Origin of the sequence: Superficieibacter sp. 1612_C1 (assembly GCF_015234305.1) — a bacterium.
In the GTDB taxonomy this organism is placed as follows: Bacteria; Pseudomonadota; Gammaproteobacteria; order Enterobacterales; family Enterobacteriaceae; genus Superficieibacter.
In genome coordinates this window covers 358,032-380,122 of the sequence record NZ_JADGMI010000004.1, presented here as the reverse complement: position 1 = coordinate 380,122, position 22,091 = coordinate 358,032, and the positions used below count along the sequence as shown (strand labels likewise).

Genomic DNA, 22,091 nt, shown 5'->3' with positions numbered 1-22,091 from the left:
AGGATTATGCGTCGCGGTTCAGCCAGGCCATATATTCCGTCACGCCTTCAGCGACGGTTTTGAACGGCTTGTCGTAGCCCGCAGCGCGCAGATTAGTGAGATCCGCCTGCGTAAACGCCTGATAGCGGCCTTTCAGTTTTTCCGGGAACGGGATGTATTCGATGCTGCCTTGTTTGTGGAAGGCCAGCGTCGCATCCGCGACGGCCTGGAAAGATTCCGCGCGCCCGGTACCCAGGTTAAAGATGCCGGAAACGCCGTTTTCCAGGAACCACAGATTCACCGCTGCAACGTCGCCTACATAGACGAAATCACGCTTAAAGCCGTCGCTGCCTTCAAACAGTTTCGGACTTTCGCCATTATTCAATTGGGTATTAAGATGGAAAGCCACGCTCGCCATGCTGCCTTTATGTCCTTCGCGCGGACCATAGACGTTGAAATAGCGGAAGCCGACAACCTGCGAGTTCGCTTCCGGCAGGATCTGACGCACATATTCATCGAACAGGAATTTAGAGTAGCCATAGACGTTCAACGGCTTTTCATACTCGCGGGATTCAATAAAATCGGAGGTGCGTCCGCCGTAGGTGGCAGCCGAAGAGGCATACAGGAACGGAATTTCGTGCTCCAGGCAATAGTGCAACAACTCCTTGGAGTATTGATAGTTGTTATCCATCATATACTTGCCGTCCCACTCGGTGGTGGAAGAACATGCGCCTTCATGGAAAATGGCATCGATATCGTCGAACTCTTCGCCCGCCATGATTTGAACAAGGAAGTCTTCTTTATCCATATAATCAGCGATGTTGAGGTCGACCAGGTTGGCAAACTTGGTGCCATCTTTCAGGTTATCAACCACCAGGATGTCGGTAATGCCTTTATCATTCAGGGCCTTAATGATGTTGCTACCGATAAAACCCGCGCCGCCAGTCACAATGATCATACGTTAACCTTTGAAATAGTGGGTACTGAGACCGTCTCAGATACGAATGTCTTTATCATACCATCACAACGTCCAGTCTTCAGCTTTCACCGACAGCCACCTGCGCATGCGTGATTTATGCTGCAAAAATCGCATCTGCTAATGCGTCATCTCGTATCAACGTATAGCTTTGGGTAATATGTACCAACTTTTATCGAATCGGGAGAGTGGTTATGCGTGGGGACTTTTATCAGCAGTTAAGTGGCGATCTGGAAACGGCGCGGGCGGAAGGGTTATTTAAGGAAGAACGGATCATTACTTCTGCTCAGCAGGCGGATATCACCGTCGGCGACGGCAGCCACGTCATTAACTTCTGCGCCAATAACTATCTTGGCCTTGCTAACCATCCTGAACTGATCGCTGCCGCCAAAGCGGGCATGGACTCTCACGGTTTTGGTATGGCCTCGGTGCGCTTTATCTGCGGTACGCAGGACAGCCATAAAGTGCTGGAGAAAAAACTGGCCGACTTCCTCGGCATGGAAGACGCGATCCTCTACTCCTCCTGCTTTGACGCCAACGGCGGCCTGTTTGAAACTTTGCTCGGGGCGGAAGATGCCATTATTTCCGACGCGCTGAACCATGCCTCAATCATTGACGGCGTGCGCCTGTGCAAAGCGAAGCGTTTTCGCTACGCCAACAACGATATGCAGGAGCTGGAAGCCCGCCTCAAAGAGGCGCGTGAAGCCGGGGCGCGTCATGTGCTGATTGCCACCGACGGCGTCTTTTCCATGGACGGCGTGATCGCCAATCTCAAAGGCGTCTGCGATCTGGCGGATAAATATGACGCCCTGGTGATGGTGGATGACTCCCACGCGGTTGGCTTTGTCGGCGCGAACGGTCGCGGTACGCACGAGTATTGTGAGGTGATGGGCCGCGTGGACATCATTACCGGGACGCTGGGTAAGGCGCTTGGCGGCGCATCCGGCGGCTATACGGCGGCGCGTAAGGAAGTGGTTGAGTGGCTGCGTCAGCGTTCTCGTCCATATCTGTTCTCCAACTCCCTGGCACCAGCCATTGTTTCCGCCTCAATTAAAGTGCTGGAGATGCTGGCGTCCGGCGCGGAGTTGCGTGAGCGCCTGTGGGCCAATGCCCGTCAGTTCCGCGAGCAGATGTCGGCGGCAGGCTTTACCCTGGCCGGGGCCGATCACGCCATTATTCCGGTGATGTTAGGCGACGCCACGGTGGCGCAGAACTTTGCCCGCGAGCTGCAAAAAGAAGGGATTTACGTTACCGGTTTCTTCTATCCGGTGGTGCCGAAAGGCCAGGCGCGGATTCGTACCCAAATGTCGGCGGCGCATACGCCGGAACAAATTGAACGTGCGGTGGCAGCCTTTACCCGCATCGGTAAACAACTGGGCGTGATTGCCTGAGGATCGAAGATGAAAGCGTTAGCGAAACTGAAAGCGGAAGAAGGCATCTGGATGACCGACGTCCCAAAACCGGACGTCGGTCATAACGACCTGCTGATCAAAATCCGTAAAACCGCTATCTGTGGCACCGATGTGCATATCTATAACTGGGACGAGTGGTCGCAAAAGACTATCCCGGTGCCGATGGTCGTCGGTCATGAATATGTGGGTGAAGTGGTTGGTATTGGCCAGGAAGTAAAAGGCTTTAAAATTGGTGATCGCGTTTCGGGCGAAGGTCATATCACCTGCGGCTACTGCCGTAACTGCCGCGGTGGGCGCACGCATCTGTGTCGCAATACCGTGGGCGTGGGGGTTAACCGTCCAGGCTGCTTCGCAGAATATCTGGTGATCCCGGCTTTCAACGCTTTCAAAATTCCCGACAATATTTCCGACGATCTGGCGTCTATCTTCGATCCGTTCGGCAACGCGGTTCACACGGCGCTGTCGTTCGATCTGGTCGGTGAAGATGTGCTGGTCTCCGGCGCGGGTCCGATTGGCATTATGGCCGCTGCGGTGGCGAAACACGTCGGCGCGCGTAACGTTGTTATTACCGATGTGAATGAATACCGCCTCGAGCTGGCGCGCAAAATGGGCGTGACCCGTGCGGTTGATGTGTCTAAAGAAAGCCTGACCGAAGTGATGGCTGAGCTGGGCATGACTGAAGGCTTTGACGTGGGTCTTGAGATGTCCGGCGCGCCGCCAGCGTTTCGTTCCATGCTGGACACCATGAACCACGGCGGACGTATCGCCATGCTGGGCATTCCACCGTCGGATATGTCGATTGACTGGAATAAGGTGATCTTCAAGGGATTGTTTATCAAAGGCATCTACGGACGCGAGATGTTTGAAACGTGGTATAAGATGGCGGCGCTGATCCAGTCTGGTCTGGACCTGTCACCTATTATCACCCATCGTTTCCCGATTGATGCGTTCCAGCAGGGCTTCGACGAGATGCGTTCCGGTCGGTCCGGGAAAGTGATCCTGAGCTGGGATTAAGGTCCGGTGATTTCCCCGGTGGCGCGCAATGTCTCAGACGCGGGCCAGCGTTGCCCGGCGGCGCATTCGCTTGCACGGGCCTACGATTAGGGTAACGTAGGCAGGGTAAGCGCAGCGCCACCCGGCATTATTGCGCGCGATGTCTCAGACGCGGTGCCAGCGTTGCCCGGCGGCGCATTCGCTTGCACGGGCCTACGATTAAGGGAAGGTAGGCCGGGTAAGCGCAGCGCCACCCGGCATTTTATAGCAGGAGGCCAACGTTATGCGTGAGAGCTAACCTTCCCCCGCAACCTGCGTGAAAGCTTTCGAAAATCCTCTTTCAGCCTGATCAGGCGATACACCGCGCCGTGACCTTCCACCTCAAGATGGTATTTTTTCCGCAGGGTTAAAATATCGTTCGCCTGGCACACTCGCATACTGCCGCGACAGGAGAGGTCAATAATCTTCAACTCCCCCTCCGGGGTACGGATAAAATTCCCGGCATGGATATCATTGGATGCCAGCCCTGCGCGATGCAGCGCCAGAATGCAATTCTTAATCTCCTCGCGATTCGAATCGTCAATCACCTTCAACGGCGTCCCTTCGACATACTCATGAAGGGTAAAGACGTTTTCACATTCGCGGCCGACCATTTTCTCCGCCACATAATAGAGATCGGCCGTCCCGGTATAACCCTGGGTTATCGCGCGGTCGGTGGCATAAATCAGCTTTGAGAAAAAAGGTCCGGAGAGATAATTTTGCAGCCGTTTCTCAAGCCGCTTATCTTTTTCCCGATCGTTTTTGACGATGTATTTTTTACCCTCGTATTCCACGACCGCAACGGTTCTGTCCTCATTACCACTGCCCAACGATACCGACGGCAACTCGCCGGCCAGATATTTTTTTACTATCTCGCCAAAACGGACGCCTGTGTCCTTCTCATAAATCGTGAAGCCGTTTTCTTTACTGGTAACGATGGGCATAACACTTCCGGTTGGGTGGTTACATGTAAGAGTAATGATTATCTGACGCATTATACCCTAACCCTAAACGAGCTGGTGTCGTCAAAACTTAACAATAAGTGATTATTCTTAATCTGGATTTATTTTCAATTTGAAAATCAACGGGATAAACAAAGCGCGCTGGGCCTTAAGTCTTTCTTAAGGAATAGCGCGTAAAACGTAACCGCATATCCATTATTAAGCAGGTAATTACTATGATGATTAGCTCAGGCAAACTCAGTGTCATTATCCCTCTCTATAACGCAGGCGAGGCCTTCGCCGCCTGTATGGAGTCGCTGGTGGCTCAGAGCTGGAGCGCTCTGGAAATTATTATTGTTAATGATGGTTCAACGGACTGTTCCGTCGGAATTGCGCAGCATTATGCAGAGAAATACCCGCATATCCAACTGATTACACAGGCGAATGCCGGTGCGTCCGTCGCGCGTAATCGTGGCATGGAAGCGGCGACAGGGGAGTATGTCGCTTTTGTTGATGCAGACGATCTGACCTATTCCAGGATGTATGAAACGCTGATGACCATGGCGTTGCGGGATAATCTCGACGTCGCGCAGTGCAACGCCGACTGGTGCGACAGCGCGACCGGCTACTGCTGGCAATCGATCCCGCTGGAACGCCTGCGCTCAACGGAGGTATTGAGCGGCCCGGACTGGCTGCGTATGGCGCTGGCCTCCCGTCGCTGGACGCACGTGGTATGGATGGGCGTATATCGCCGTCAGATGCTTGAGGAGTGCGGCCTGACCTTCGTGCCGGGCCTGCATCATCAGGATATTTTATGGTCCACCGAGTGCATGTTTAACGCCCGTCGCGTGCGCTACACGGAAGAGTCTTTATATAAATACTTCCTGCACGACGCCTCGGTAAGCCGCCTCAAGCGCCAGGGGCAAAAAAACCTGGCCTATCAGCGCCACTATATGAAGATCACTCGCCTGCTGGAGAAGCTGAACCGCGACTATGCCGGGAAAATCACTATCCATCCTGAATTTCATCAGCAAATCGTTTACGAAGCGTTGCGGGTGTGCCATTCGGTACGCAAAGAGCGCGATCCGATGATCCGCCAGCGGATGATCGCCGAGATTTTTACCTCCGGCATGTATCAGCGGATGGTGACGAATGTGCGTAGTCCGAAACTGGCGTATCAGGCGCTGCTATGGTCAGCGCGGCTGTGGAAGTGGCGTGACCGCAAACTGTGCATCCGGCGTCTCGCTCGCGAGGCGGTTAACCTGCGTTAAGCGGACGCCGTCCGTTATTTTTGCCGGTTCCAGCCCTGCCACTGGTGCTGAAAATACTGCACCAGGGTGCTCTGGCTGATGCTCTCGCTCAGTACGCTGAAGAAGCGCGTGGCGTAAACCGGCTCGGTTTTTTGCTTCGGCTTGCAGAGTTTCACGCCGCGAAACGGATTGCGCGGCGCATCCGGCGTACTGGTTTTCGGCGGTTTTGTATTCGGGGTCGAAGTGTCAATCTGCGGCTCGTTAAGCAGGTCGCTCGGACGCACCAGGGTAATATCTGACGGCAGGTTGTAGACCATCTGTTGCAACACGCGCACGGTGGTCGGATGCGGATGCCCGATAGCAATCGCCGAACCATTACGCCGCGCCAGCTCAACCGCACGCGTAAACTGGGCGCGAATATCCGCCTCCCGCTGCGTGTCATCCAGAAAAACCCTGCGCTTAATCACTTTTACGCTCGTGCCGCTGGCCGCGCGCATCGACTGACTGTTGCCAATCGTCATGCTGTCGAGAAAATAGAGATTATAGTGGCTCAGTGCCTGCATCACTTTCTGCATGCCGAACAGGCTGGAGGTCATGGCGCTGCCCATATGGTTATTCAGCCCCACGGCGTAAGGGACATCATCCACCGCCTCACGTACGATGCGCTCAATCTCGGCGCTGCTCATATCCGGGCGCAGGGTATCTTTTTCCAGCGGCTGTTTGCTTAACGGTGCCATCGGCAGGTGAATTAACACTTCATGACCGTTATTGTGCGCTTTGGTTGCCATCTCACGGGCGTGCGGCGCGTTCGGTAACACGGCGACGCTAATGGCTGAGGGGAGGGCCAGCACCTGATTTTCAGTCTGCGGGCGATAGCCAAAATCATCAATCACAATGGCGAGTTTACCTGCGTAAACCGGCGCGATAACGGCTAACATTCCGGCGGTACAAACAACAATTCGACGAAATTGAAGCAAAACTTATCTTCCCAACCACGGCAGTGGATTGACCGCCTGACCCTGGCGGCGAATTTCGAAATAGAGCGACGGTCTGCCCTGACCGCCGCTATTGCCCACAAGCGCGATCGCCTGACCGGCACGCACCTGCGTTCCCACGCTAACCAGCGCGCTCTGATTATAGCCGTAAAGACTCATATCGCCTTTACCATGCTCCACCACCACCACCAGACCGTAGCCTTGCAGCCAGTCGGCGAGGATCACCCGGCCATCGGCGATAGCTTTGACTTCTGAGCCTTCGGACGCGCCGATAACCATCCCTTTCCAGCGTAGTTCGCCCTGAAGCTGCTCGCCATAGCGATGCAGGGTAGGACCGCGTACCGGCCAGTAAGCCTGACCGCGCGGTGAACCCAGTCCGCCGGTACGGGACATCAGGGAGCGTTCGCTTTCAGTTGGTTTATAGGTAGTGCCTTTGTTCGTCGCCTCTTTCTGACGGGTACGGACGGCTTCCGCTTCGCGCGCTTCCTGTTCGGCACGGGCTTTGGCTGCCGCTGCGGCGCGCGCAATGCTGTTACGCAGGCGCGATTCGTTGGCACGCATCTCGCTTAGCTGCTGCTGACCCTGCTGAATGGAGGATTCAAGTCCAGTAAGGGTCTTTTTACGTTCGTTACGCGCCTGCTCCAGCTTCGCCTGCTGCGCCCGCTGTTCATAAAGCAGGGTCTGCTGCTGGCTTTGCTTGTCTTCCAGCTCGGCTTTTTGCGCATCGACCTCGGCGCGGGTCTGCTTGAGCTGTGCGATGGTTTCCTGACGCGCCTGATTAAGATAGCCAAAGTAGGCCTGTAAACGCTGTCCACGCTGGCCTTCTTCGCCGCTCAGCACGAACTGAAGCCCGGAATGCTCGCCCTGACGAAAGGCGGCATCCAGCTGCGCGGCAAGATTACGCTCCTGCGCCGCGCGCTGTTGTTCGAGGCGGGCAATGGAGGCGTTCATGTCGGCGATCTGTTTATTTAACTGGGTAAGGCTGTTTTCGGTTTCCCGCAGCTTACGCGCGGCGGCGGCAATCGCTTCTTCCTGCTGTTTGAGCTGGTTAAGCAAACCTGCACGCTGCTGCTGCTGCTTTTGTACCGCACGCTGTTTGGCAGCGATATCGGCCTGAATGCTTTTTAGCTGATCGCGCTCATCGGCGTGGGCGGGAAAGGCGCACAGCAATACGCCAGCGCTAAGTGCGCTGGCGTAAAGTACGGATCTGACTGCCGTCGCGATCCGTTTGTTTGAAAAAATCACCGTTCCCCTCATGGGGAGGGATTATTCCACGATGAACAGCGGCTTACCAGTCATCTGTTGCGGGATTTCCATCCCCATCAGGGTCAGCATGGTCGGCGCGATGTCAGAAAGCTTGCCGCCCTCTACTGCCGTCACGGTTTTGTCGCCGACATAAATCAGAGGAACCGGAAGGTTGGTGTGGGCAGTATGCGCCTGACCCGTGGACGGATCGCGCATCTGCTCGGCGTTGCCGTGGTCGGCGGTGATCAGCAGCTGTCCGCCAACGGACTCAACGGCTTTCGTCACCTGCTCAACGCAGTGATCCAGCGCTTCCACTGCCTTGATGGCCGCTTCCATTACGCCGGTATGACCCACCATATCGCCGTTCGGGTAGTTACAGATGATGGTGTCGTACTTACCGCTTTCGATGGCGGCAACCAGTTTTTCGGTCAGCTCGGCAGAGCTCATTTCCGGTTGCAGATCGTAGGTCGCTACTTTCGGCGAGTTGATCAGAATGCGTTCTTCACCTTTAAACGGCTCTTCGACGCCACCGTTAAAGAAGAAGGTTACGTGGGCATATTTCTCGGTTTCGGAGATGCGCAGCTGGGTCTTGTCGTTCTTTGCCATCCACTCGCCATAGGTGTTTTCCAGCGAAGACGGCGGATAAGCGACGGCGGTTTTAATATCGGCGGCATATTCCGTCAGCATGACGAAATCACCGAGCTTAATTTCTTTCTTACGGGCAAAGCCGTCGAAATCGGTGTTAACAAACGCGCGGGTGATTTCACGGGCACGGTCGGCGCGGAAGTTCATGAAAATCAGCGCATCGCCGTCTTCCATTGCGGCATCGGCCTGGCCTTCAGCGCGGATCACCGTGGCTTTAACGAACTCGTCGTTCTCATCACGCGCATAGGCGGCCTGCAAACCGGCGACAGCGGTATCCGCCTGGAAATCGCCTTTGGCCTGCGTCAGCAGATCATAAGCCTGCTCTACGCGATCCCAACGGTTGTCGCGATCCATAGCGTAATAACGACCAATGATTGACGCCACGCGACCTTTGCCCAGCGCGGCAAATTTGTCTTCGAATGTTTTCAGGGAGCCTTCAGCGCTGCGCGGCGGGGTGTCGCGACCGTCGAGAAACGCATGCAGGTAGATTTTTTCCGCGCCGCGTTCTGCCGCCAGTTCTACCATCGCCAGGATGTGATCTTCATGGCTGTGAACGCCGCCCGCGGAGAGCAGGCCCATGATGTGTACCGCTTTGCCTGCGGCGGCGGCTTTTTCTACTGCCGCCGTCAGCACCGGGTTAGCAAAGAAGGTGCGTTCTTTAATTTCGACATCCAGACGGGTCAGATCCTGATACACAATGCGGCCTGCGCCGAGGTTCACGTGACCCACTTCGGAGTTGCCCATCTGGCGATCCGGCAGACCGACTTCCAGCCCGGAGGCGTCGATCAGCGTATGCGGACGTTTTGCCCACAGGGCGTCCATTACCGGCGTTTTTGCAGCGAAAATGGCGTTATCCTGCTTATCTTCGCGATAGCCATAGCCATCCAGAATCACCAGTACCATTGGTTTTTTAGAAATCGACATTGCGACAACCTCATGCTCATGAGCCAAAAAAATTTGCCTAATATTACTTCAACTGAATCGATTAAATAGCCGCAGAAGATCAAATAAAGCGGCTGCTTTGGGTGCAGATTTACCTATATGCGACAATTTTTTTCGCGGCGCGCCGCAGAAAATGCATAACATCGCGCTGGCTGGCTGTATTTGCCACACTGCACAGGTATACTCCTTCCCTGGTTTTTCAATCACTACGTCGGGAGTTGTTACCCCCATGCAAGAAATTATGCAATTTGTTAGCCGTCACCCCATACTTTGTCTCGCGTGGGTGGCATTGCTGGTGGCCGTACTGTTCACCACCTTTAAAGGTCTCACGTCTAAAGTGAAGGCCATTACGCGCGGTGAAGCGACTCGTCTTATCAATAAAGAAGATGCCGTTGTAGTCGATCTGCGCCAGCGCGACGACTTCCGTAAAGGGCACATTGCCGGTTCCATCAACGTACTGCCTGCCGAAATTAAAGCGAATAACGTCGGCGAGCTTGATAAACACAAAGACAAACCCATTATTGTTGTTGATGGTACAGGTGTTCAGGCTCAGGAATCCGCCAATGCGCTGACCAAAGCCGGATACGAGAAAGTCTTCGTACTGAAAGAAGGCGTTGCTGGCTGGAGCGGTGAGAACCTGCCTCTGGTTCGCGGTAAATAACCCGGAGAGACGATTATGGCCAATATTGAGATCTACACCAAAGCAACCTGCCCGTTTTGCCACCGTGCAAAAGCGCTGCTGAACAGCAAAGGCGTGACGTTTGAAGAGCTGCCGATTGACGGCGATGCGCACAAACGCGATGAGATGATCCAACGCAGTAGCCGCACGACCGTCCCACAGATTTTTATTGATGCGCAGCACATTGGCGGCTGCGACGACTTGTATGCGCTGGACGCACGTGGTGGACTGGATCCTCTGCTGCGCTAACACATACAAAACATCATTCAGGATGGCATCAGGGATGCAACCGGAAGGATGACGTATATTTTAAGGACAACACTAAAGGGTTTTTCACATGTCAGAACAAAATAATACTGAGATGGCTTTTCAGATCCAGCGTATCTATACCAAAGACATCTCTTTTGAAGCGCCTAACGCGCCGCACGTTTTTCAGAAAGACTGGCAGCCGGAAGTTAAACTGGATCTGGATACCGCGTCCAGCCAGCTGGCTGAAGGTGTTTACGAAGTGGTACTGCGTGTAACCGTAACTGCTTCTCTCGGCGAAGAGACCGCGTTCCTGTGCGAAGTTCAGCAGGGCGGTATTTTCTCCGTTGAAGGCATTGAAGGCACTCAGATGGCGCATTGCCTTGGCGCATACTGCCCGAACATTCTGTTCCCGTATGCCCGCGAATGCATCACCAGCCTGGTTTCACGCGGTACGTTCCCGCAACTGAACCTCGCGCCGGTTAACTTCGATGCGCTGTTTATGAACTATTTGCAGCAGCAGGCTGGCGAAGGTACTGAAGAACATCAGGATGCCTGATGAGCGAAAGTAATGCGTCAATGACAGTGATCGGTGCCGGCTCGTACGGCACCGCTCTTGCCATCACCCTGGCAAGAAACGGCCACCAGGTTGTCCTGTGGGGCCACGATCCCAAACATATCGCGACGCTTGAGCATGATCGTTGCAACGTCGCGTTCCTTCCTGATGTCCCTTTCCCGGATACGCTGCGCCTTGAGAGCGATTTAGCGACCGCGCTGGCCGCCAGCCGCAATATCCTGGTGGTGGTGCCAAGTCACGTGTTTGGCGAAGTGCTGCGCCAGATTAAGCCGCTGATGCGTACCGATGCGCGGCTGGTATGGGCGACCAAAGGGCTTGAAGCAGAAACCGGACGCCTGTTGCAGGATGTCGCCCGTGAAGCGCTGGGCGATGATATCCCGCTGGCGGTGATCTCCGGCCCGACCTTTGCTAAAGAGCTGGCGGCGGGCTTGCCAACAGCGATCTCGCTGGCGGCGACCGATACGGCGTTCTCTGACGATCTCCAGCAGCTTTTACACTGCGGCAAAAGCTTCCGCGTTTACAGCAACCCGGATTTTATCGGCGTGCAGCTGGGTGGGGCGGTGAAAAACGTCATCGCCATTGGCGCGGGCATGTCGGACGGTATTGGCTTTGGCGCTAACGCCCGCACCGCTTTAATTACCCGCGGCCTGACAGAAATGTCGCGTCTGGGTGCCGCGCTGGGTGCCGACCCATCCACCTTTATGGGCATGGCGGGGCTGGGCGATCTGGTGCTGACCTGTACCGATAACCAATCGCGTAACCGTCGTTTTGGCATGATGCTCGGTCAGGGCATGGATGTGCAGGGCGCGCAGGATAAAATCGGCCAGGTGGTTGAAGGTTATCGCAATACCAAAGAAGTGCGCGCGCTGGCGCATCGCTTCGGGGTGGAAATGCCAATAACTGAGGAAATTTATCAGGTATTGTATTGCGGAAAAAATGCGCGCGAGGCAGCATTGACCTTATTGGGTCGTTCGCGCAAGGACGAGCGCAGCAGCAGCTAGTCGTAGGGAATACTGTTATCTCAGATACGGTCAGCAGAGAACTGGCCGATCGTCTATATCCGCTGGAGTCAGCAATGCCGTGTGAAGAACTGGATATCGTCTGGAACAATATTAAATCCGAAGCAAGAGCGCTGGCCGAGTGCGAGCCGATGCTGGCCAGTTTTTATCACGCGACGTTACTGAAGCATGAAAATCTTGGCAGTGCATTAAGCTATATGCTGGCGAATAAACTGGCGTCGCCGATCATGCCCGCCATCGCCATCCGTGAAGTGGTGGAAGAGGCATATGCAGCGGACCCGGAGATGATTGCCTCCGCCGCCTGCGACATCCAGGCCGTTCGCACCCGCGATCCGGCGGTGGATAAATACTCCACGCCGCTACTGTATCTGAAAGGGTTTCACGCGCTTCAGGCCTACCGCATCGGCCACTGGCTGTGGCATCAGGGCCGTCAGGCGCTGGCTATTTTCCTGCAAAATCAGGTGTCGGTTTCATTCCAGGTCGATATTCATCCGGCGGCAATGATTGGTCACGGGATCATGCTCGATCACGCGACCGGGATTGTGGTGGGTGAGACGGCAGTGATTGAAAACGATGTCTCCATTCTGCAATCGGTCACGTTAGGCGGGACTGGTAAAACCAGCGGCGACCGCCACCCGAAAATCCGCGAAGGCGTGATGATTGGCGCGGGCGCAAAAATCCTCGGCAACATTGAAGTCGGGCGCGGCGCGAAAATTGGTGCAGGCTCTGTGGTATTACAGCCTGTTCCGCCGCATACCACCGCCGCTGGCGTTCCGGCGCGTATCGTCGGTAAACCCGAGTCGGATAAGCCGGCAATGGATATGGACCAGCACTTTAGCTCACATAACGGGTTTGAGTACGGGGACGGGATTTAACGCCCGCCTTCCTGCGCAGGTGCCCGGTGGCGCTGCGCTTACCGGGCCTACGGACCGATGATCGTATGCCTGATGATATGGCGCTTTTGTAGGCCGGGCAAACGTAGTGCCGCCCGGCATTATGCGCAGCCCGGTCAATATCAGGCTCTTAACACCGCGCCCGGATACCCCAGTTGTCGCCAGGCTTCATACACCACCACCGATACCGCGTTCGACAAATTCATGCTGCGGCTGTCCGGCATCATCGGAATACGAATTTTTTGCTCCGCCGGTAAGGCATCAAGAATGCTGGCAGGCAGGCCGCGGGTTTCCGGGCCGAACATCAGATAATCCCCATCCTGATAGCTTACCGCGCTGTGCGCCGGCGTGCCCTTGGTGGTTAACGCAAACAGGCGCTGCGGCTTTTCGGCTTCAACAAAGGCGGCATAATCGTGATGCCGCGTGACGGCGGTAAATTCATGGTAATCCAGCCCGGCGCGACGCAGGCGCTTATCGTCCCAGGCAAAGCCCATTGGCTCAATGATGTGCAGACGAAAGCCGGTATTGGCGCATAAACGGATAATATTCCCGGTATTCGGCGGGATTTCCGGTTCGAATAAAACGATGTTCAGCATACTGCCCCCTTAAATTGCGGGGGCAGAATAGCAGATATTTTCTCTTCTCCGCAGTGAGACACCCCATTTATTACTGGCTGGGTATATCCTCCGCACTGCGCACGTTTGCCAGAAATCAGCCATCATCCATAACCTGTATCTGCCTCCCGGCAGCGTGGAGAGCTGGTTCAGCGTACCGTGTACAGACGGCTCCCTCTCCCTGAGGGAGAGGGCTGGGGTGAGGGGGGAATTACGCCGCATCTCCGTGCGTCATTGGTGCCAGGGCGTTGGGCAGCGCTTTGCCCAGCTCACGCACCAGCGAATCCTGAGTGATCTCTTTAATCGACTTCGCCCCGGTCAGCGTCATTGCCACCCGCATCTCTTTCTCAATCAGATTCAGCAGATTGGCGACGCCCGCCTGCCCGTGCGTCGCCAGCGCATAAAGATACGCGCGACCAAGCAGCACGGTATCCGCACCCAGGGCGATCATCCGCACCACATCCAGGCCGTTGCGGATACCGCTGTCGGCGAGGATCGCGATATCACCTTTTACCGCGTCGGCAATAGCGGGCAGGGCGCGCGCGGAGGAGAGTACGCCGTCGAGCTGGCGACCACCGTGATTGGAAACCACGATCCCGTCCGCGCCAAAGCGCACCGCGTCGCGGGCATCTTCCGGGTCAAGGATCCCTTTGATCACCATCGGCCCGTCCCAGAACTCGCGGATCCACTCCAGGTCTTTCCAGGAGATAGAGGGATCGAAGTTATTAGCCAGCCAGCCGATATAATCCTCCAGCCCGGTCGGCTTACCGAGGTAGGCCGAGATGTTCCCTAAATCATGCGGACGACCGTTAACGCCGACATCCCATGCCCACTGCGGGTGAGTCACTGCCTGCCAGTAACGGCGCATCGCGGCGTTTGCGCCGCTCATGCCGGAGTGAGCGTCACGATAACGCGCGCCCGGCGTTGGCATATCCACAGTGAAGACCAGTGTGGAGCAGCCCGCCGCCTTTGTCCGCTCCAGCGCGTTGCGCATAAAACCGCGATCGCGCAGGACGTAGAGCTGGAACCACATGGGACGCTTGATGGTCGGCGCGACCTCCTCAATCGGGCACACCGACACGGTGGAAAGCGTAAACGGAATGCCTTTCGCGTCCGCCGCTGCCGCGGCCTGTACTTCCCCCCGACGGGCGTACATCCCGCACAGCCCGACCGGAGCTAGCGCTACCGGCATAGAGAGCTTTTCATTAAACAGCGTGGTCTCAAGGCTCAGATCGGACATGTTCTTCAGCACGCGCTGACGCAGGGCGATCTGCGACAAATCTTCGACGTTGCGGCGCAGGGTATATTCGGCATAGGCACCGCCATCGATATAGTGGAACAGAAACGGCGGCAGGATGCGTTGAGCGGCAGCGCGATAGTCGCTGGCGGCGGAAATAATCATGATTTGTTCTCCCTTGAATTATCGTTCTGATCGCCGGGCAGGCGGGTAATACGCGCCTGGCGGGCCTGATCTTCATCGAAACGTTTAATCGTGGTATGGACGAATTTGAGATGAGCCATCATCGCCTTGCGTGCGCCATCGGCGTCACCGGCGAGGATCGCCTCCATCACCGCCTGATGCTGTTCGGTCAGGCAGGCGAAAACGGGCGGAACCAGATACATGCGCTGGCGGCTCTGTTTAACAGAGGACTGTAACAGGTCAAAAAAGCCGCGCATGGTTTGCAGCAGCACGACGTTATGGGAAGCCTCGGCAATCGCGAGGTGAAAACGGACATCTGCCTGCGAGGCCAGATCCGGGTCATCGCCGAGCGTGGCTTCAAAGCAAAGTTTAATCTTCTCTTTGTCCACGCTGGTCGCACGCAGCGCCGCATGCCAGGCGGTGCTGGCTTCAATCGCATGACGCGCTTCCAGGATGTCAAAGCTGTAGTCCGGGTCATCCGCCAGCAGCATTTTTAGCGGCTGAACGATATTTTGTTCAGTCCAGCTTTCATGCTGCCAGCGAACAAACGTGCCGCCACCGCGACGGCTCAACAGCAGCCCTTCGCTGTTAAGCCGCGCAATGGCCTCGCGCAGAGAATTACGCGAGACCCCAAGCTGGACGGCGAGCTGGCGTTCGGCGGGCAAACGCATACCCGCCTCCAGCTGTTGTTCTTCGATCATGGCCCGCAGACGGTCGGCAACATCGTCTGCCAGGCGTTTAGGCATGATTATCACGGGATCATCCAGGTTAAGACATAGGCCTGAAGCGTGGTGATTACGCCCACCATACAGGTGAAAATCAGGCTGTGTTTGACGGTAAAGCGGAACAGATCTGACTCCTTCCCGACCAGCCCCACCGCCGCACAGGCAATGGCGATGGACTGCGGAGAAATCATCTTGCCGGTGACGCCACCGGTGGTGTTAGCGGCGACCAGCAGAATGTCCGATACCCCGATCTGTTGCGCAGCGGTGGCCTGAAGCGCGGCGAACAGCGCGTTCGACGACGTATCCGAACCGGTCAGGAATACCCCCAGCCAGCCGAGGAACGGCGAGAAGAAGGTAAACGCGTGGCCGGTATGCGCCAGAGCCAGCGCCAGCGTGGACGACAGGCCGGAGTAGTTCGAGATAAACGCGAAGGCCAGCACCATGCCAATCGAGTAAATCGGTAACGCCAGTTCTTTCAGCGTGCTGCCAAAGGTATGCAGTGCCGCAACCGGCTTCATCTTTAACCAAAGGATAGACAAGAACGCGGCAAACAGGATCGCCGTGCCGGTGGCCGAGAACCAGTCGAATTTATATACCGCAGCATACGCGGTGGCTTCGTGGACTACTGGCGGCATACGGGCAACCAGCTTGTCGAGGAACGGTACCGGGATGTTGATCACCCAGTCGTACATCGCGCCGCCGGGCGCGAACAGCGCTTTAAACGGCGGGATGCTCCACAGGGTGACCGTCGCGGTCAGAAACAGAAACGGCGACCAGGCACGCAGGATCTGCCCAGGCGTGTAGCGGATGCGCTCAATCGAAGGATCGACCTGCGCCGCCCCCATATCGCCAAAGCGGAAAATTCGTACCGGCTTCCAGCGTTTAAGGAACAACGTCAGGCAGACCAGCGACACCAGCGAAGAGATGATGTCCGGCAATTCCGGGCCGATAAAGTTAGAGCTTAAATACTGGGCGATGGCAAACGAGCCGCCCGCCACCATCACCGCAGGCCACGTCTCTTTCACCCCACGCCAGCCGTCCATAATCGCCATGATCCAGAACAGCACGATAATGGTCAGGAACGGCAACTGGCGACCAACCATCTGGCCAATTTCAAAACTGTCCAGTCCCGTCACCTGTCCGGCGACCAGAATCGGAATGCCCATCGCGCCAAAGGCCACCGGCGCGGTGTTTACTATCAGGCACAGCCCGGCGGCATACAGCGGATTAAAGCCGAGGCCGACCAGCAGCGCGGCGGTAATCGCCACCGGCGCGCCAAAGCCCGCCGCGCCTTCCAGAAACGCGCCGAAAGAGAAGCCGACAATCAGCATTTGCAGACGCTGGTCCGGCGTAATCGACAGAATCGAGGAGCGGATAATGTCGAACTGGCCGGTTTTCACCGAAATCTTATAAACAAAGACCGCCGCGATGATGATCCAGGCAATCGGCCACAGGCCATAGAAGAAGCCGTACACCACCGAGGCCAGCGCACGATCGACCGGCATTTTGTAGAAGAACAGCGCTACCAGCAGGGCGATAATCACGGTATAGGTTGCCGCAAGATAGCCTTTCAGCTTGAGCTTTATTAGCGCAAAAAAGAAAAAGAGAATCGGGAGCGAAGCGATGAGGCTTGAGAGCCAAATGTTACCGGCCGGATCGTAGTTCTGTTGCCAAAGGTTCATGCAGGTCTCCTGAGGCCCACCGTTACGCCAGCACAGTGAGTCTGCGCTCATTGCTGCGTCACATTCTGTGTAAAGGTGGTCCTGCCAATATGAGGGTTTAGGGTTACGACACTCAAAGGTTAACTAAATGTTATGGGTAAGCAACGTATGTGTGAGTGAAAATTAAGGAATTGTGAAGTGTGGGAGGGTTGGGCGGGGGATTGGTAGGGCCAATAAGAAAGGGAGCAGTTTATAAGCCAGGCTTATAGCTTTTTAGCTTAGATAGAATGCCAGCCATGATATTTCGATGAGGTCGTTATTATTTTTATCAGGGATAAGCACAATACAGTGGCATTGTGCTTACCAGGCAAAGGATCAGAATTCGTTTTTCGCAAACCCCGTCACTTCTTTCAGCCCCATCTCACGCCCCAGCGCAGTCATGGGATGCACGACAATCAGCCCGCGGACGCTTTTCTTCAGCTTGCCCATATCGGCCTGCTCTTTTTTAGTGATGGCGCGGCGGAACGGTAATTTACTCAGCTTTTGCGCTTCGACACTCAGCTTCTGGCCGTGAACTTCACGCAGGCGGGCGATTTCCGTTTCCAGGGTCGCTTTCTCTTTTTCCAGCTCGGCGTATTTTTCCGCGTCCTCAACCAGCGACAGATCGGCCTGCTGGTGGCGGATGAGATCGAGGCGATCGCTAAGGCGTTTAATTTCGTTCTTTTCGACTTCTTTCATAACAAATTGACTCTGAATCAGGGTGATTGCGCTAAGGATACACCAATGCGCGCAAGGTTACTTCTGAAAGGCTTTTTTTAAGCTGATGCGGGAGATCAGCTCGGTCAGGGAAAGTACCATCGTAGAACGTACAACCTGCTGATAACGCTGGATTTGCATCGCCAGAAGTTCCGCATCGCTGTCGTCAAACTGGGGAGCCGGGGGGAGGGCGGTCACGCAGTGCAGCTCGCCAAACGGTCCGAGGATCTCGTCGTCGGTAAAGGTATATTCGTTACCGTCGTGATTCAGCTCTTCGCGCAGTGCCATCAGCAGCTCAGCATCTTCATACTCAGGTCGGCTTATCACGCCAAGGCCGTAGATAAGCTTCAGACGCACGGAGAGATCGCCCAGCGGACCATTACCGTCCAGCAGCGGTTCAACCGCATATTTCACCGCGTAGTCGTCTTTGCGGAATACCTGCATAACCAGAATATTGACCGCTTCGGTGAGGAGTTCAACGGCGGCAATTAAAAAGCTTCTTACGGTTTTGCCAGCATTCAGACGCTCAAGCACACGATTTTCAAAGGCCTGGGTTTCTTCCATTATTGCCTGCATATCTGACAATCTAAAAGGTTGGCGCAGAGTAACCTGCGCCAGATCGGTGATCATTTGGTGGCGCTGTATTCAGCCACGGCTTTCTCAACGACTTCGCTGTTAGCATCAAGGCCAGAAAGCTGCGCGAGCGCGTCCTGCGGACCTTTTGCATCGATCAGTGCGGCCAGTTCCTGCGCTTGCGGATCTTGTTCGCTGCGGTAATGCATCGCAGCGGCAATCCCTTTCACCAGGTTGGCGTGCGGCAGATGATACTCTAAAGTACCCAGCAGTGGTTTGATCAAACGATCGCCCGCGCTCAGTTTACGCAGCGGCTGGCGGCCTACGCGCTCAACATCATCTTTCAGGTACGGGTTCTCGAAACGGCCAAGAATTTTGTGAATATAGGCCGCGTGCTTCCCGGCATCGAAGCCGTAGCGCTTGATCAGCACCGCGCCGCTCTCTTCCATCGCGCCCTGTACCACGGTGCGGATTTTTTCATCCAGAATGGCGTCGCGAATGGTCTGGTGCCCGGCGAGTTGGCCGAGGTAGGCGGTGATGGCGTGGCCGGTATTCAGGGTGAACAGTTTACGTTCTACGAAGGCCATCAGATTGTCGGTGAGTTCCATACCTGGAATGGTCGGCAGGTCGCCTTTAAACTGGGTTTTATCAACAATCCATTCGCTGAAGGTTTCGACGGTCACTTCCAGCGGATCGTTGGTCGCGGAGGCGGACGGCGGCACGATGCGGTCAACGGCGGAGTCAACGAAGCCGACATGCTCTTCAACCCAGGCCTTATCTTCTTCCGCCAGCGCGGCAAAGACGTGGCCTTTTAGCTGGGTAGTGCCGCGCACCATATTCTCACAGGCGATAATGTTCAGCGGCGCAGAGACGCCCTGTGCTTTACGTTTCACCAGACCTTTAGCAATGGCCGGGGCGATACGCTCAAGCACCACCGGACCCACGGCGGTAGTGACCAGATCGACCTGGGCGATCAAATCCACTACCTCGTCACCAATGCTGCTAACGGCATTCACGCCGGACACGGTATCCACCTGCTCATTTTCACCGACCACGTGAACCTGATAGCTATGACGGGCATTCAGGGCGTCGAGAACCACCTGGTTTACATCAGCGAATGTCAGGGCGATCCCCGCGTCGGCAAGCAGTTTGCCAATAAAGCCACGACCGATGTTACCTGCGCCAAAATGTAATGCTTTCATAGAAATAACCTTTCTCAATGTTTTTACCCGAGAGGGCTGGGGTGAGGCGCTTACCTCACCCTAACCCTCTCCCAAAGGGAGAGAGTCAGAACCGCGCCTCCACAGAAGCGCGGCCAAACGTTACTTATCTGCCTGCCAGCAGCGCCAGCACTTCGTCAACGCTCTGGGTGTGCGTCAGACGTTCGATGACCGTTTCGTCATCCAGCGCATTGGTCAGGCTGGTAATCACCTGAACGTGCTCGTTATTACGAGCGGCGATACCAATCACCAGACGGGCGATGTCATCTTCGTCTTCACCGAAGCGAACACCCTGCGGATACTGGCAGAATACCACACCGGTTTTCAGCACGCGGTCTTTCGCTTCGATCGTACCGTGCGGTACGGCGATGGATTCGCCCAGATAGGTCGAGGTCAGCTTCTCGCGGTCCAGCATCGCCTGAACGTATTCAGGTTCAACGTAGCCGCCTTTCACCAGTTGCTCACCGGCAAACAGAATCGCTTCTTCTTTGGTTGCGGCAGTGCGACCGAGGAAGATATTCTCCGCGCCCAGTTGGAACAGGTTGCTATCCGGCTGATCAAAGCTGTCCTGCAAGCTGGAGCGAACCTTAACTTCGTTGTCCGTATGACGCTGTGCCGCCACCAGACGCTCGGTCAGGCTGGTATACAGGCCACTGTCGAGGAAGTTGGTCAGCGAAATATGCTGCGCCTGCGGAACCTGGCGCATCGCGCGCTCGGTCAGATCGCGGTGGGTGATGACCAGGTCAACATCCGGCGGCAGGCTGTTAATCGCGCTGTTGGTAACAGAGATATTGCTTAGCCCAGCATCCTGCACTTTCTTACGCAGTACGCCCGCGCCCATAGCGCTGGAACCCATACCGGCGTCGCAGGCCACGATGATTTTACGCACGTGGCTCAGGTCGTTAGTCACATCGCCCGTTGCCAGCGGCGTTGCGCCTTTAGACTGGGCTTTCATGTCCTGTACGCGACGGGTTGCCGCTTCAATATCGTCTTCTTCTTTCACTTTGCTGGTTTTCAGCAGGATAGCGGAGACTACGAAGGAGACAATCAGCGCGGCAAGGATAGCGGCGATGTTAGCAAAATAAGCCCCTTTCGGCGTCATCGCCAGCACGGCCAGGATGGAGCCCGGAGAAGCCGGAGACACCAGACCGCCGTTCAGCATGGTCAGGGTGAACACGCCAGTCATACCGCCGAGGATAACGGCAAGCAGCAGACGCGGATTCATCAGCACATACGGGAAGTAGATTTCGTGGATACCACCCAGGAAGTGAATGATAGCCGCGCCGCCCGCAGACTGTTTAGCGCTGCCGCGACCAAAGAACATGTACGCCAGCAGAACGCCCATCCCCGGACCCGGGTTAGCTTCGATCAGGAAGAAGATAGACTTGCCGAGATCGTGAGACTGCTGAATACCCAGCGGCGAGAAGATACCGTGGTTGATGGCGTTATTGAGGAACAGGATTTTCGCCGGTTCAACAAAGATAGACGCCAGCGGCAGCATTTCATGCACCACCATGAAGTTAACGCCTGCCGCCAGAACTTTGGACAGGACTTCAACCGCAGGGCCGATGCCGAGGAAGGCCAGAATCGCAAGGATCATACCGATGATGCCAGCGGAGAAGTTATTCACCAGCATTTCAAAACCGGACTTGATCTTACCGTCTACCCACATATCAAAGCGTTTGATCGCCCAGCCGCCCAGCGGACCGGCAATCATCGCGCCGAGGAACATCGGCATATCTGCACCGACGATAACGCCCATAGTGGTAATCGCACCCACCACGCCGCCACGGTCGCCGCCTACCAGACGTCCACCGGTATAACCGATGAGCAGCGGCAGCAGATAGGTGATCATCGGGCCAACCAGTTTCGCCAGCGTTTCGTTAGGCAACCACCCTGTTGGAATAAATAACGCGGTGATAATACCCCACGCGATAAACGCGCCGATATTTGGCATCACCATGTTGCTGAGGAAACGACCAAAGCTTTGCACTCTGATCTTGATATCGGATGACATAAAACACCCCTTCTGATGTGTACTGTCGCGAGGCTGGAAGCCCGTGTTTTTTTGTTAATATGGCGGCAGAGGTAGCCGTACCCTGTTGATGATGCGAAATCTGGCACTTAAACGCTCAGCTGTCCAGAGAGCACCTTTTTATGTGATGTAGATCACCTAAATACAGGGGGTTAACGGCTGTTTGTAGTGATTCAGATCACAAATAGCATGTGTAAAAAAAGAACACAGTGCTAAAAAAGGCCACCATCCGGGCGTTAATGTGATGTTAATCACG

General features: G+C 55.6%; 21 protein-coding genes. 8 read left to right on the top strand and 13 right to left on the bottom strand.

Annotated features, from left to right (window positions below; genetic code table 11):
• Nucleotides 1–4: 4 nt before the first annotated feature.
• Entirely contained in the window at nucleotides 5–937 is a 933-nt protein-coding gene (rfaD, locus tag INT84_RS15845; RefSeq protein ID WP_194207568.1) for an ADP-glyceromanno-heptose 6-epimerase, read from the bottom strand.
• Between the two features lie 212 nt (nucleotides 938–1,149).
• On the opposite strand from rfaD, the gene kbl reads away from it, so the two are divergent.
• Nucleotides 1,150–2,346 (top strand): glycine C-acetyltransferase, encoded by a 1,197-nt coding sequence (kbl, locus tag INT84_RS15840; RefSeq protein WP_194207567.1) that lies wholly within the window; start codon nucleotides 1,150–1,152, stop codon nucleotides 2,344–2,346.
• Nucleotides 2,347–2,355: 9 nt separating this feature from the next.
• The gene (gene tdh / locus INT84_RS15835) at nucleotides 2,356–3,381 is read left to right on the top strand and encodes an L-threonine 3-dehydrogenase (RefSeq protein WP_194207566.1); all 1,026 of its coding nucleotides are present in this window, start codon (nucleotides 2,356–2,358) and stop codon (nucleotides 3,379–3,381) included.
• Nucleotides 3,382–3,641: 260 nt separating this feature from the next.
• Here tdh and INT84_RS15830 read toward each other — a convergent pair whose 3' ends face one another.
• Entirely contained in the window at nucleotides 3,642–4,343 is a 702-nt protein-coding gene (locus INT84_RS15830; protein ID WP_194207565.1) for a lipopolysaccharide core heptose(II) kinase RfaY, read from the bottom strand.
• Between the two features lie 233 nt (nucleotides 4,344–4,576).
• On the opposite strand from INT84_RS15830, the gene INT84_RS15825 reads away from it, so the two are divergent.
• The gene (locus tag INT84_RS15825; RefSeq protein ID WP_194207564.1) at nucleotides 4,577–5,611 is read left to right on the top strand and encodes a glycosyltransferase; all 1,035 of its coding nucleotides are present in this window, start codon (nucleotides 4,577–4,579) and stop codon (nucleotides 5,609–5,611) included.
• Between the two features lie 14 nt (nucleotides 5,612–5,625).
• On the opposite strand, the gene INT84_RS15820 is transcribed toward INT84_RS15825, so the two are convergent.
• Genes INT84_RS15820 through gpmM form a run of 3 tightly spaced genes read right to left on the bottom strand, consistent with a single transcriptional unit; the run spans nucleotide 5,626 to nucleotide 9,399 of the window.
• Entirely contained in the window at nucleotides 5,626–6,567 is a 942-nt protein-coding gene (locus INT84_RS15820) for a divergent polysaccharide deacetylase family protein (RefSeq protein ID WP_194207563.1), read from the bottom strand.
• A gap of 3 nt (nucleotides 6,568–6,570) precedes the next feature.
• A complete protein-coding gene (gene envC / locus INT84_RS15815; RefSeq protein ID WP_194207562.1) occupies nucleotides 6,571–7,842 on the bottom strand; it encodes a murein hydrolase activator EnvC in 1,272 nt (423 codons plus the stop codon).
• 9 nt (nucleotides 7,843–7,851) lie between these two features.
• Entirely contained in the window at nucleotides 7,852–9,399 is a 1,548-nt protein-coding gene (gene gpmM / locus INT84_RS15810) for a 2,3-bisphosphoglycerate-independent phosphoglycerate mutase (RefSeq protein ID WP_194207561.1), read from the bottom strand.
• 247 nt (nucleotides 9,400–9,646) lie between these two features.
• On the opposite strand from gpmM, the gene INT84_RS15805 reads away from it, so the two are divergent.
• The 5 genes from INT84_RS15805 (at nucleotide 9,647) to cysE (ending at nucleotide 12,813) form a co-directional block, all read left to right on the top strand.
• Complete coding sequence (locus INT84_RS15805) at nucleotides 9,647–10,078, top strand: rhodanese-like domain-containing protein (RefSeq protein WP_194207560.1); 432 nt, start codon at nucleotides 9,647–9,649, stop codon at nucleotides 10,076–10,078.
• Nucleotides 10,079–10,093: 15 nt separating this feature from the next.
• The gene (gene grxC / locus INT84_RS15800; RefSeq protein ID WP_194207559.1) at nucleotides 10,094–10,345 is read left to right on the top strand and encodes a glutaredoxin 3; all 252 of its coding nucleotides are present in this window, start codon (nucleotides 10,094–10,096) and stop codon (nucleotides 10,343–10,345) included.
• 88 nt (nucleotides 10,346–10,433) lie between these two features.
• On the top strand, nucleotides 10,434–10,901 hold the full coding sequence (gene secB, locus INT84_RS15795) for a protein-export chaperone SecB (RefSeq protein WP_194207558.1): 468 nt from the start codon (nucleotides 10,434–10,436) through the stop codon (nucleotides 10,899–10,901).
• Entirely contained in the window at nucleotides 10,901–11,920 is a 1,020-nt protein-coding gene (gene gpsA, locus INT84_RS15790) for an NAD(P)H-dependent glycerol-3-phosphate dehydrogenase (protein WP_194207557.1), read from the top strand. Before secB ends, gpsA begins: the two co-directional genes overlap by 1 nt.
• Nucleotides 11,921–11,994: 74 nt before the next feature.
• Nucleotides 11,995–12,813 (top strand): serine O-acetyltransferase, encoded by an 819-nt coding sequence (gene cysE, locus INT84_RS15785; RefSeq protein ID WP_176920040.1) that lies wholly within the window; start codon nucleotides 11,995–11,997, stop codon nucleotides 12,811–12,813.
• A gap of 140 nt (nucleotides 12,814–12,953) precedes the next feature.
• Here cysE and trmL read toward each other — a convergent pair whose 3' ends face one another.
• The 8 genes from trmL to INT84_RS15745 form a co-directional block, all read right to left on the bottom strand.
• Nucleotides 12,954–13,427, bottom strand: a complete 474-nt coding sequence (gene trmL / locus INT84_RS15780) for a tRNA (uridine(34)/cytosine(34)/5-carboxymethylaminomethyluridine(34)-2'-O)-methyltransferase TrmL (protein WP_194207556.1) — start codon at nucleotides 13,425–13,427, stop codon at nucleotides 12,954–12,956.
• 229 nt (nucleotides 13,428–13,656) lie between these two features.
• Nucleotides 13,657–14,847 (bottom strand): FMN-dependent L-lactate dehydrogenase LldD, encoded by a 1,191-nt coding sequence (lldD, locus tag INT84_RS15775; protein ID WP_194207555.1) that lies wholly within the window; start codon nucleotides 14,845–14,847, stop codon nucleotides 13,657–13,659.
• A complete protein-coding gene (gene lldR / locus INT84_RS15770; RefSeq protein ID WP_194207554.1) occupies nucleotides 14,844–15,620 on the bottom strand; it encodes a transcriptional regulator LldR in 777 nt (258 codons plus the stop codon). The genes lldD and lldR overlap by 4 nt, the downstream gene beginning before the upstream one ends.
• A complete protein-coding gene (gene lldP, locus INT84_RS15765) occupies nucleotides 15,617–17,272 on the bottom strand; it encodes an L-lactate permease (protein ID WP_194207553.1) in 1,656 nt (551 codons plus the stop codon). Before lldP ends, lldR begins: the two co-directional genes overlap by 4 nt.
• Nucleotides 17,273–17,626: 354 nt before the next feature.
• The gene (locus INT84_RS15760; RefSeq protein WP_194207552.1) at nucleotides 17,627–17,989 is read right to left on the bottom strand and encodes a YibL family ribosome-associated protein; all 363 of its coding nucleotides are present in this window, start codon (nucleotides 17,987–17,989) and stop codon (nucleotides 17,627–17,629) included.
• A gap of 57 nt (nucleotides 17,990–18,046) precedes the next feature.
• The gene (mtlR, locus tag INT84_RS15755) at nucleotides 18,047–18,637 is read right to left on the bottom strand and encodes a mannitol operon repressor MtlR (protein WP_194207551.1); all 591 of its coding nucleotides are present in this window, start codon (nucleotides 18,635–18,637) and stop codon (nucleotides 18,047–18,049) included.
• A complete protein-coding gene (gene mtlD, locus INT84_RS15750) occupies nucleotides 18,634–19,782 on the bottom strand; it encodes a mannitol-1-phosphate 5-dehydrogenase (RefSeq protein ID WP_194207550.1) in 1,149 nt (382 codons plus the stop codon). The genes mtlR and mtlD overlap by 4 nt, the downstream gene beginning before the upstream one ends.
• Before the next feature lie 124 nt (nucleotides 19,783–19,906).
• Nucleotides 19,907–21,817 (bottom strand): PTS mannitol transporter subunit IICBA, encoded by a 1,911-nt coding sequence (locus INT84_RS15745; protein WP_194207549.1) that lies wholly within the window; start codon nucleotides 21,815–21,817, stop codon nucleotides 19,907–19,909.
• Between the last annotated feature and the right edge of the window lie 274 nt (nucleotides 21,818–22,091).

Coding starts and splice junctions, on each gene's coding strand:
- rfaD (WP_194207568.1), bottom strand. CDS start 937: ATGATCATTGTGACTGGCGGCGCGGGTTTTATCGGTAGCAACATCATT.
- kbl (WP_194207567.1), top strand. CDS start 1,150: ATGCGTGGGGACTTTTATCAGCAGTTAAGTGGCGATCTGGAAACGGCG.
- tdh (WP_194207566.1), top strand. CDS start 2,356: ATGAAAGCGTTAGCGAAACTGAAAGCGGAAGAAGGCATCTGGATGACC.
- INT84_RS15830 (WP_194207565.1), bottom strand. CDS start 4,343: ATGCCCATCGTTACCAGTAAAGAAAACGGCTTCACGATTTATGAGAAG.
- INT84_RS15825 (WP_194207564.1), top strand. CDS start 4,577: ATGATGATTAGCTCAGGCAAACTCAGTGTCATTATCCCTCTCTATAAC.
- envC (WP_194207562.1), bottom strand. CDS start 7,842: ATGAGGGGAACGGTGATTTTTTCAAACAAACGGATCGCGACGGCAGTC.
- gpmM (WP_194207561.1), bottom strand. CDS start 9,399: ATGTCGATTTCTAAAAAACCAATGGTACTGGTGATTCTGGATGGCTAT.
- INT84_RS15805 (WP_194207560.1), top strand. CDS start 9,647: ATGCAAGAAATTATGCAATTTGTTAGCCGTCACCCCATACTTTGTCTC.
- grxC (WP_194207559.1), top strand. CDS start 10,094: ATGGCCAATATTGAGATCTACACCAAAGCAACCTGCCCGTTTTGCCAC.
- secB (WP_194207558.1), top strand. CDS start 10,434: ATGTCAGAACAAAATAATACTGAGATGGCTTTTCAGATCCAGCGTATC.
- gpsA (WP_194207557.1), top strand. CDS start 10,901: ATGAGCGAAAGTAATGCGTCAATGACAGTGATCGGTGCCGGCTCGTAC.
- cysE (WP_176920040.1), top strand. CDS start 11,995: ATGCCGTGTGAAGAACTGGATATCGTCTGGAACAATATTAAATCCGAA.
- trmL (WP_194207556.1), bottom strand. CDS start 13,427: ATGCTGAACATCGTTTTATTCGAACCGGAAATCCCGCCGAATACCGGG.
- lldD (WP_194207555.1), bottom strand. CDS start 14,847: ATGATTATTTCCGCCGCCAGCGACTATCGCGCTGCCGCTCAACGCATC.
- lldP (WP_194207553.1), bottom strand. CDS start 17,272: ATGAACCTTTGGCAACAGAACTACGATCCGGCCGGTAACATTTGGCTC.
- INT84_RS15760 (WP_194207552.1), bottom strand. CDS start 17,989: ATGAAAGAAGTCGAAAAGAACGAAATTAAACGCCTTAGCGATCGCCTC.
- mtlR (WP_194207551.1), bottom strand. CDS start 18,637: ATGATCACCGATCTGGCGCAGGTTACTCTGCGCCAACCTTTTAGATTG.
- mtlD (WP_194207550.1), bottom strand. CDS start 19,782: ATGAAAGCATTACATTTTGGCGCAGGTAACATCGGTCGTGGCTTTATT.
- INT84_RS15745 (WP_194207549.1), bottom strand. CDS start 21,817: ATGTCATCCGATATCAAGATCAGAGTGCAAAGCTTTGGTCGTTTCCTC.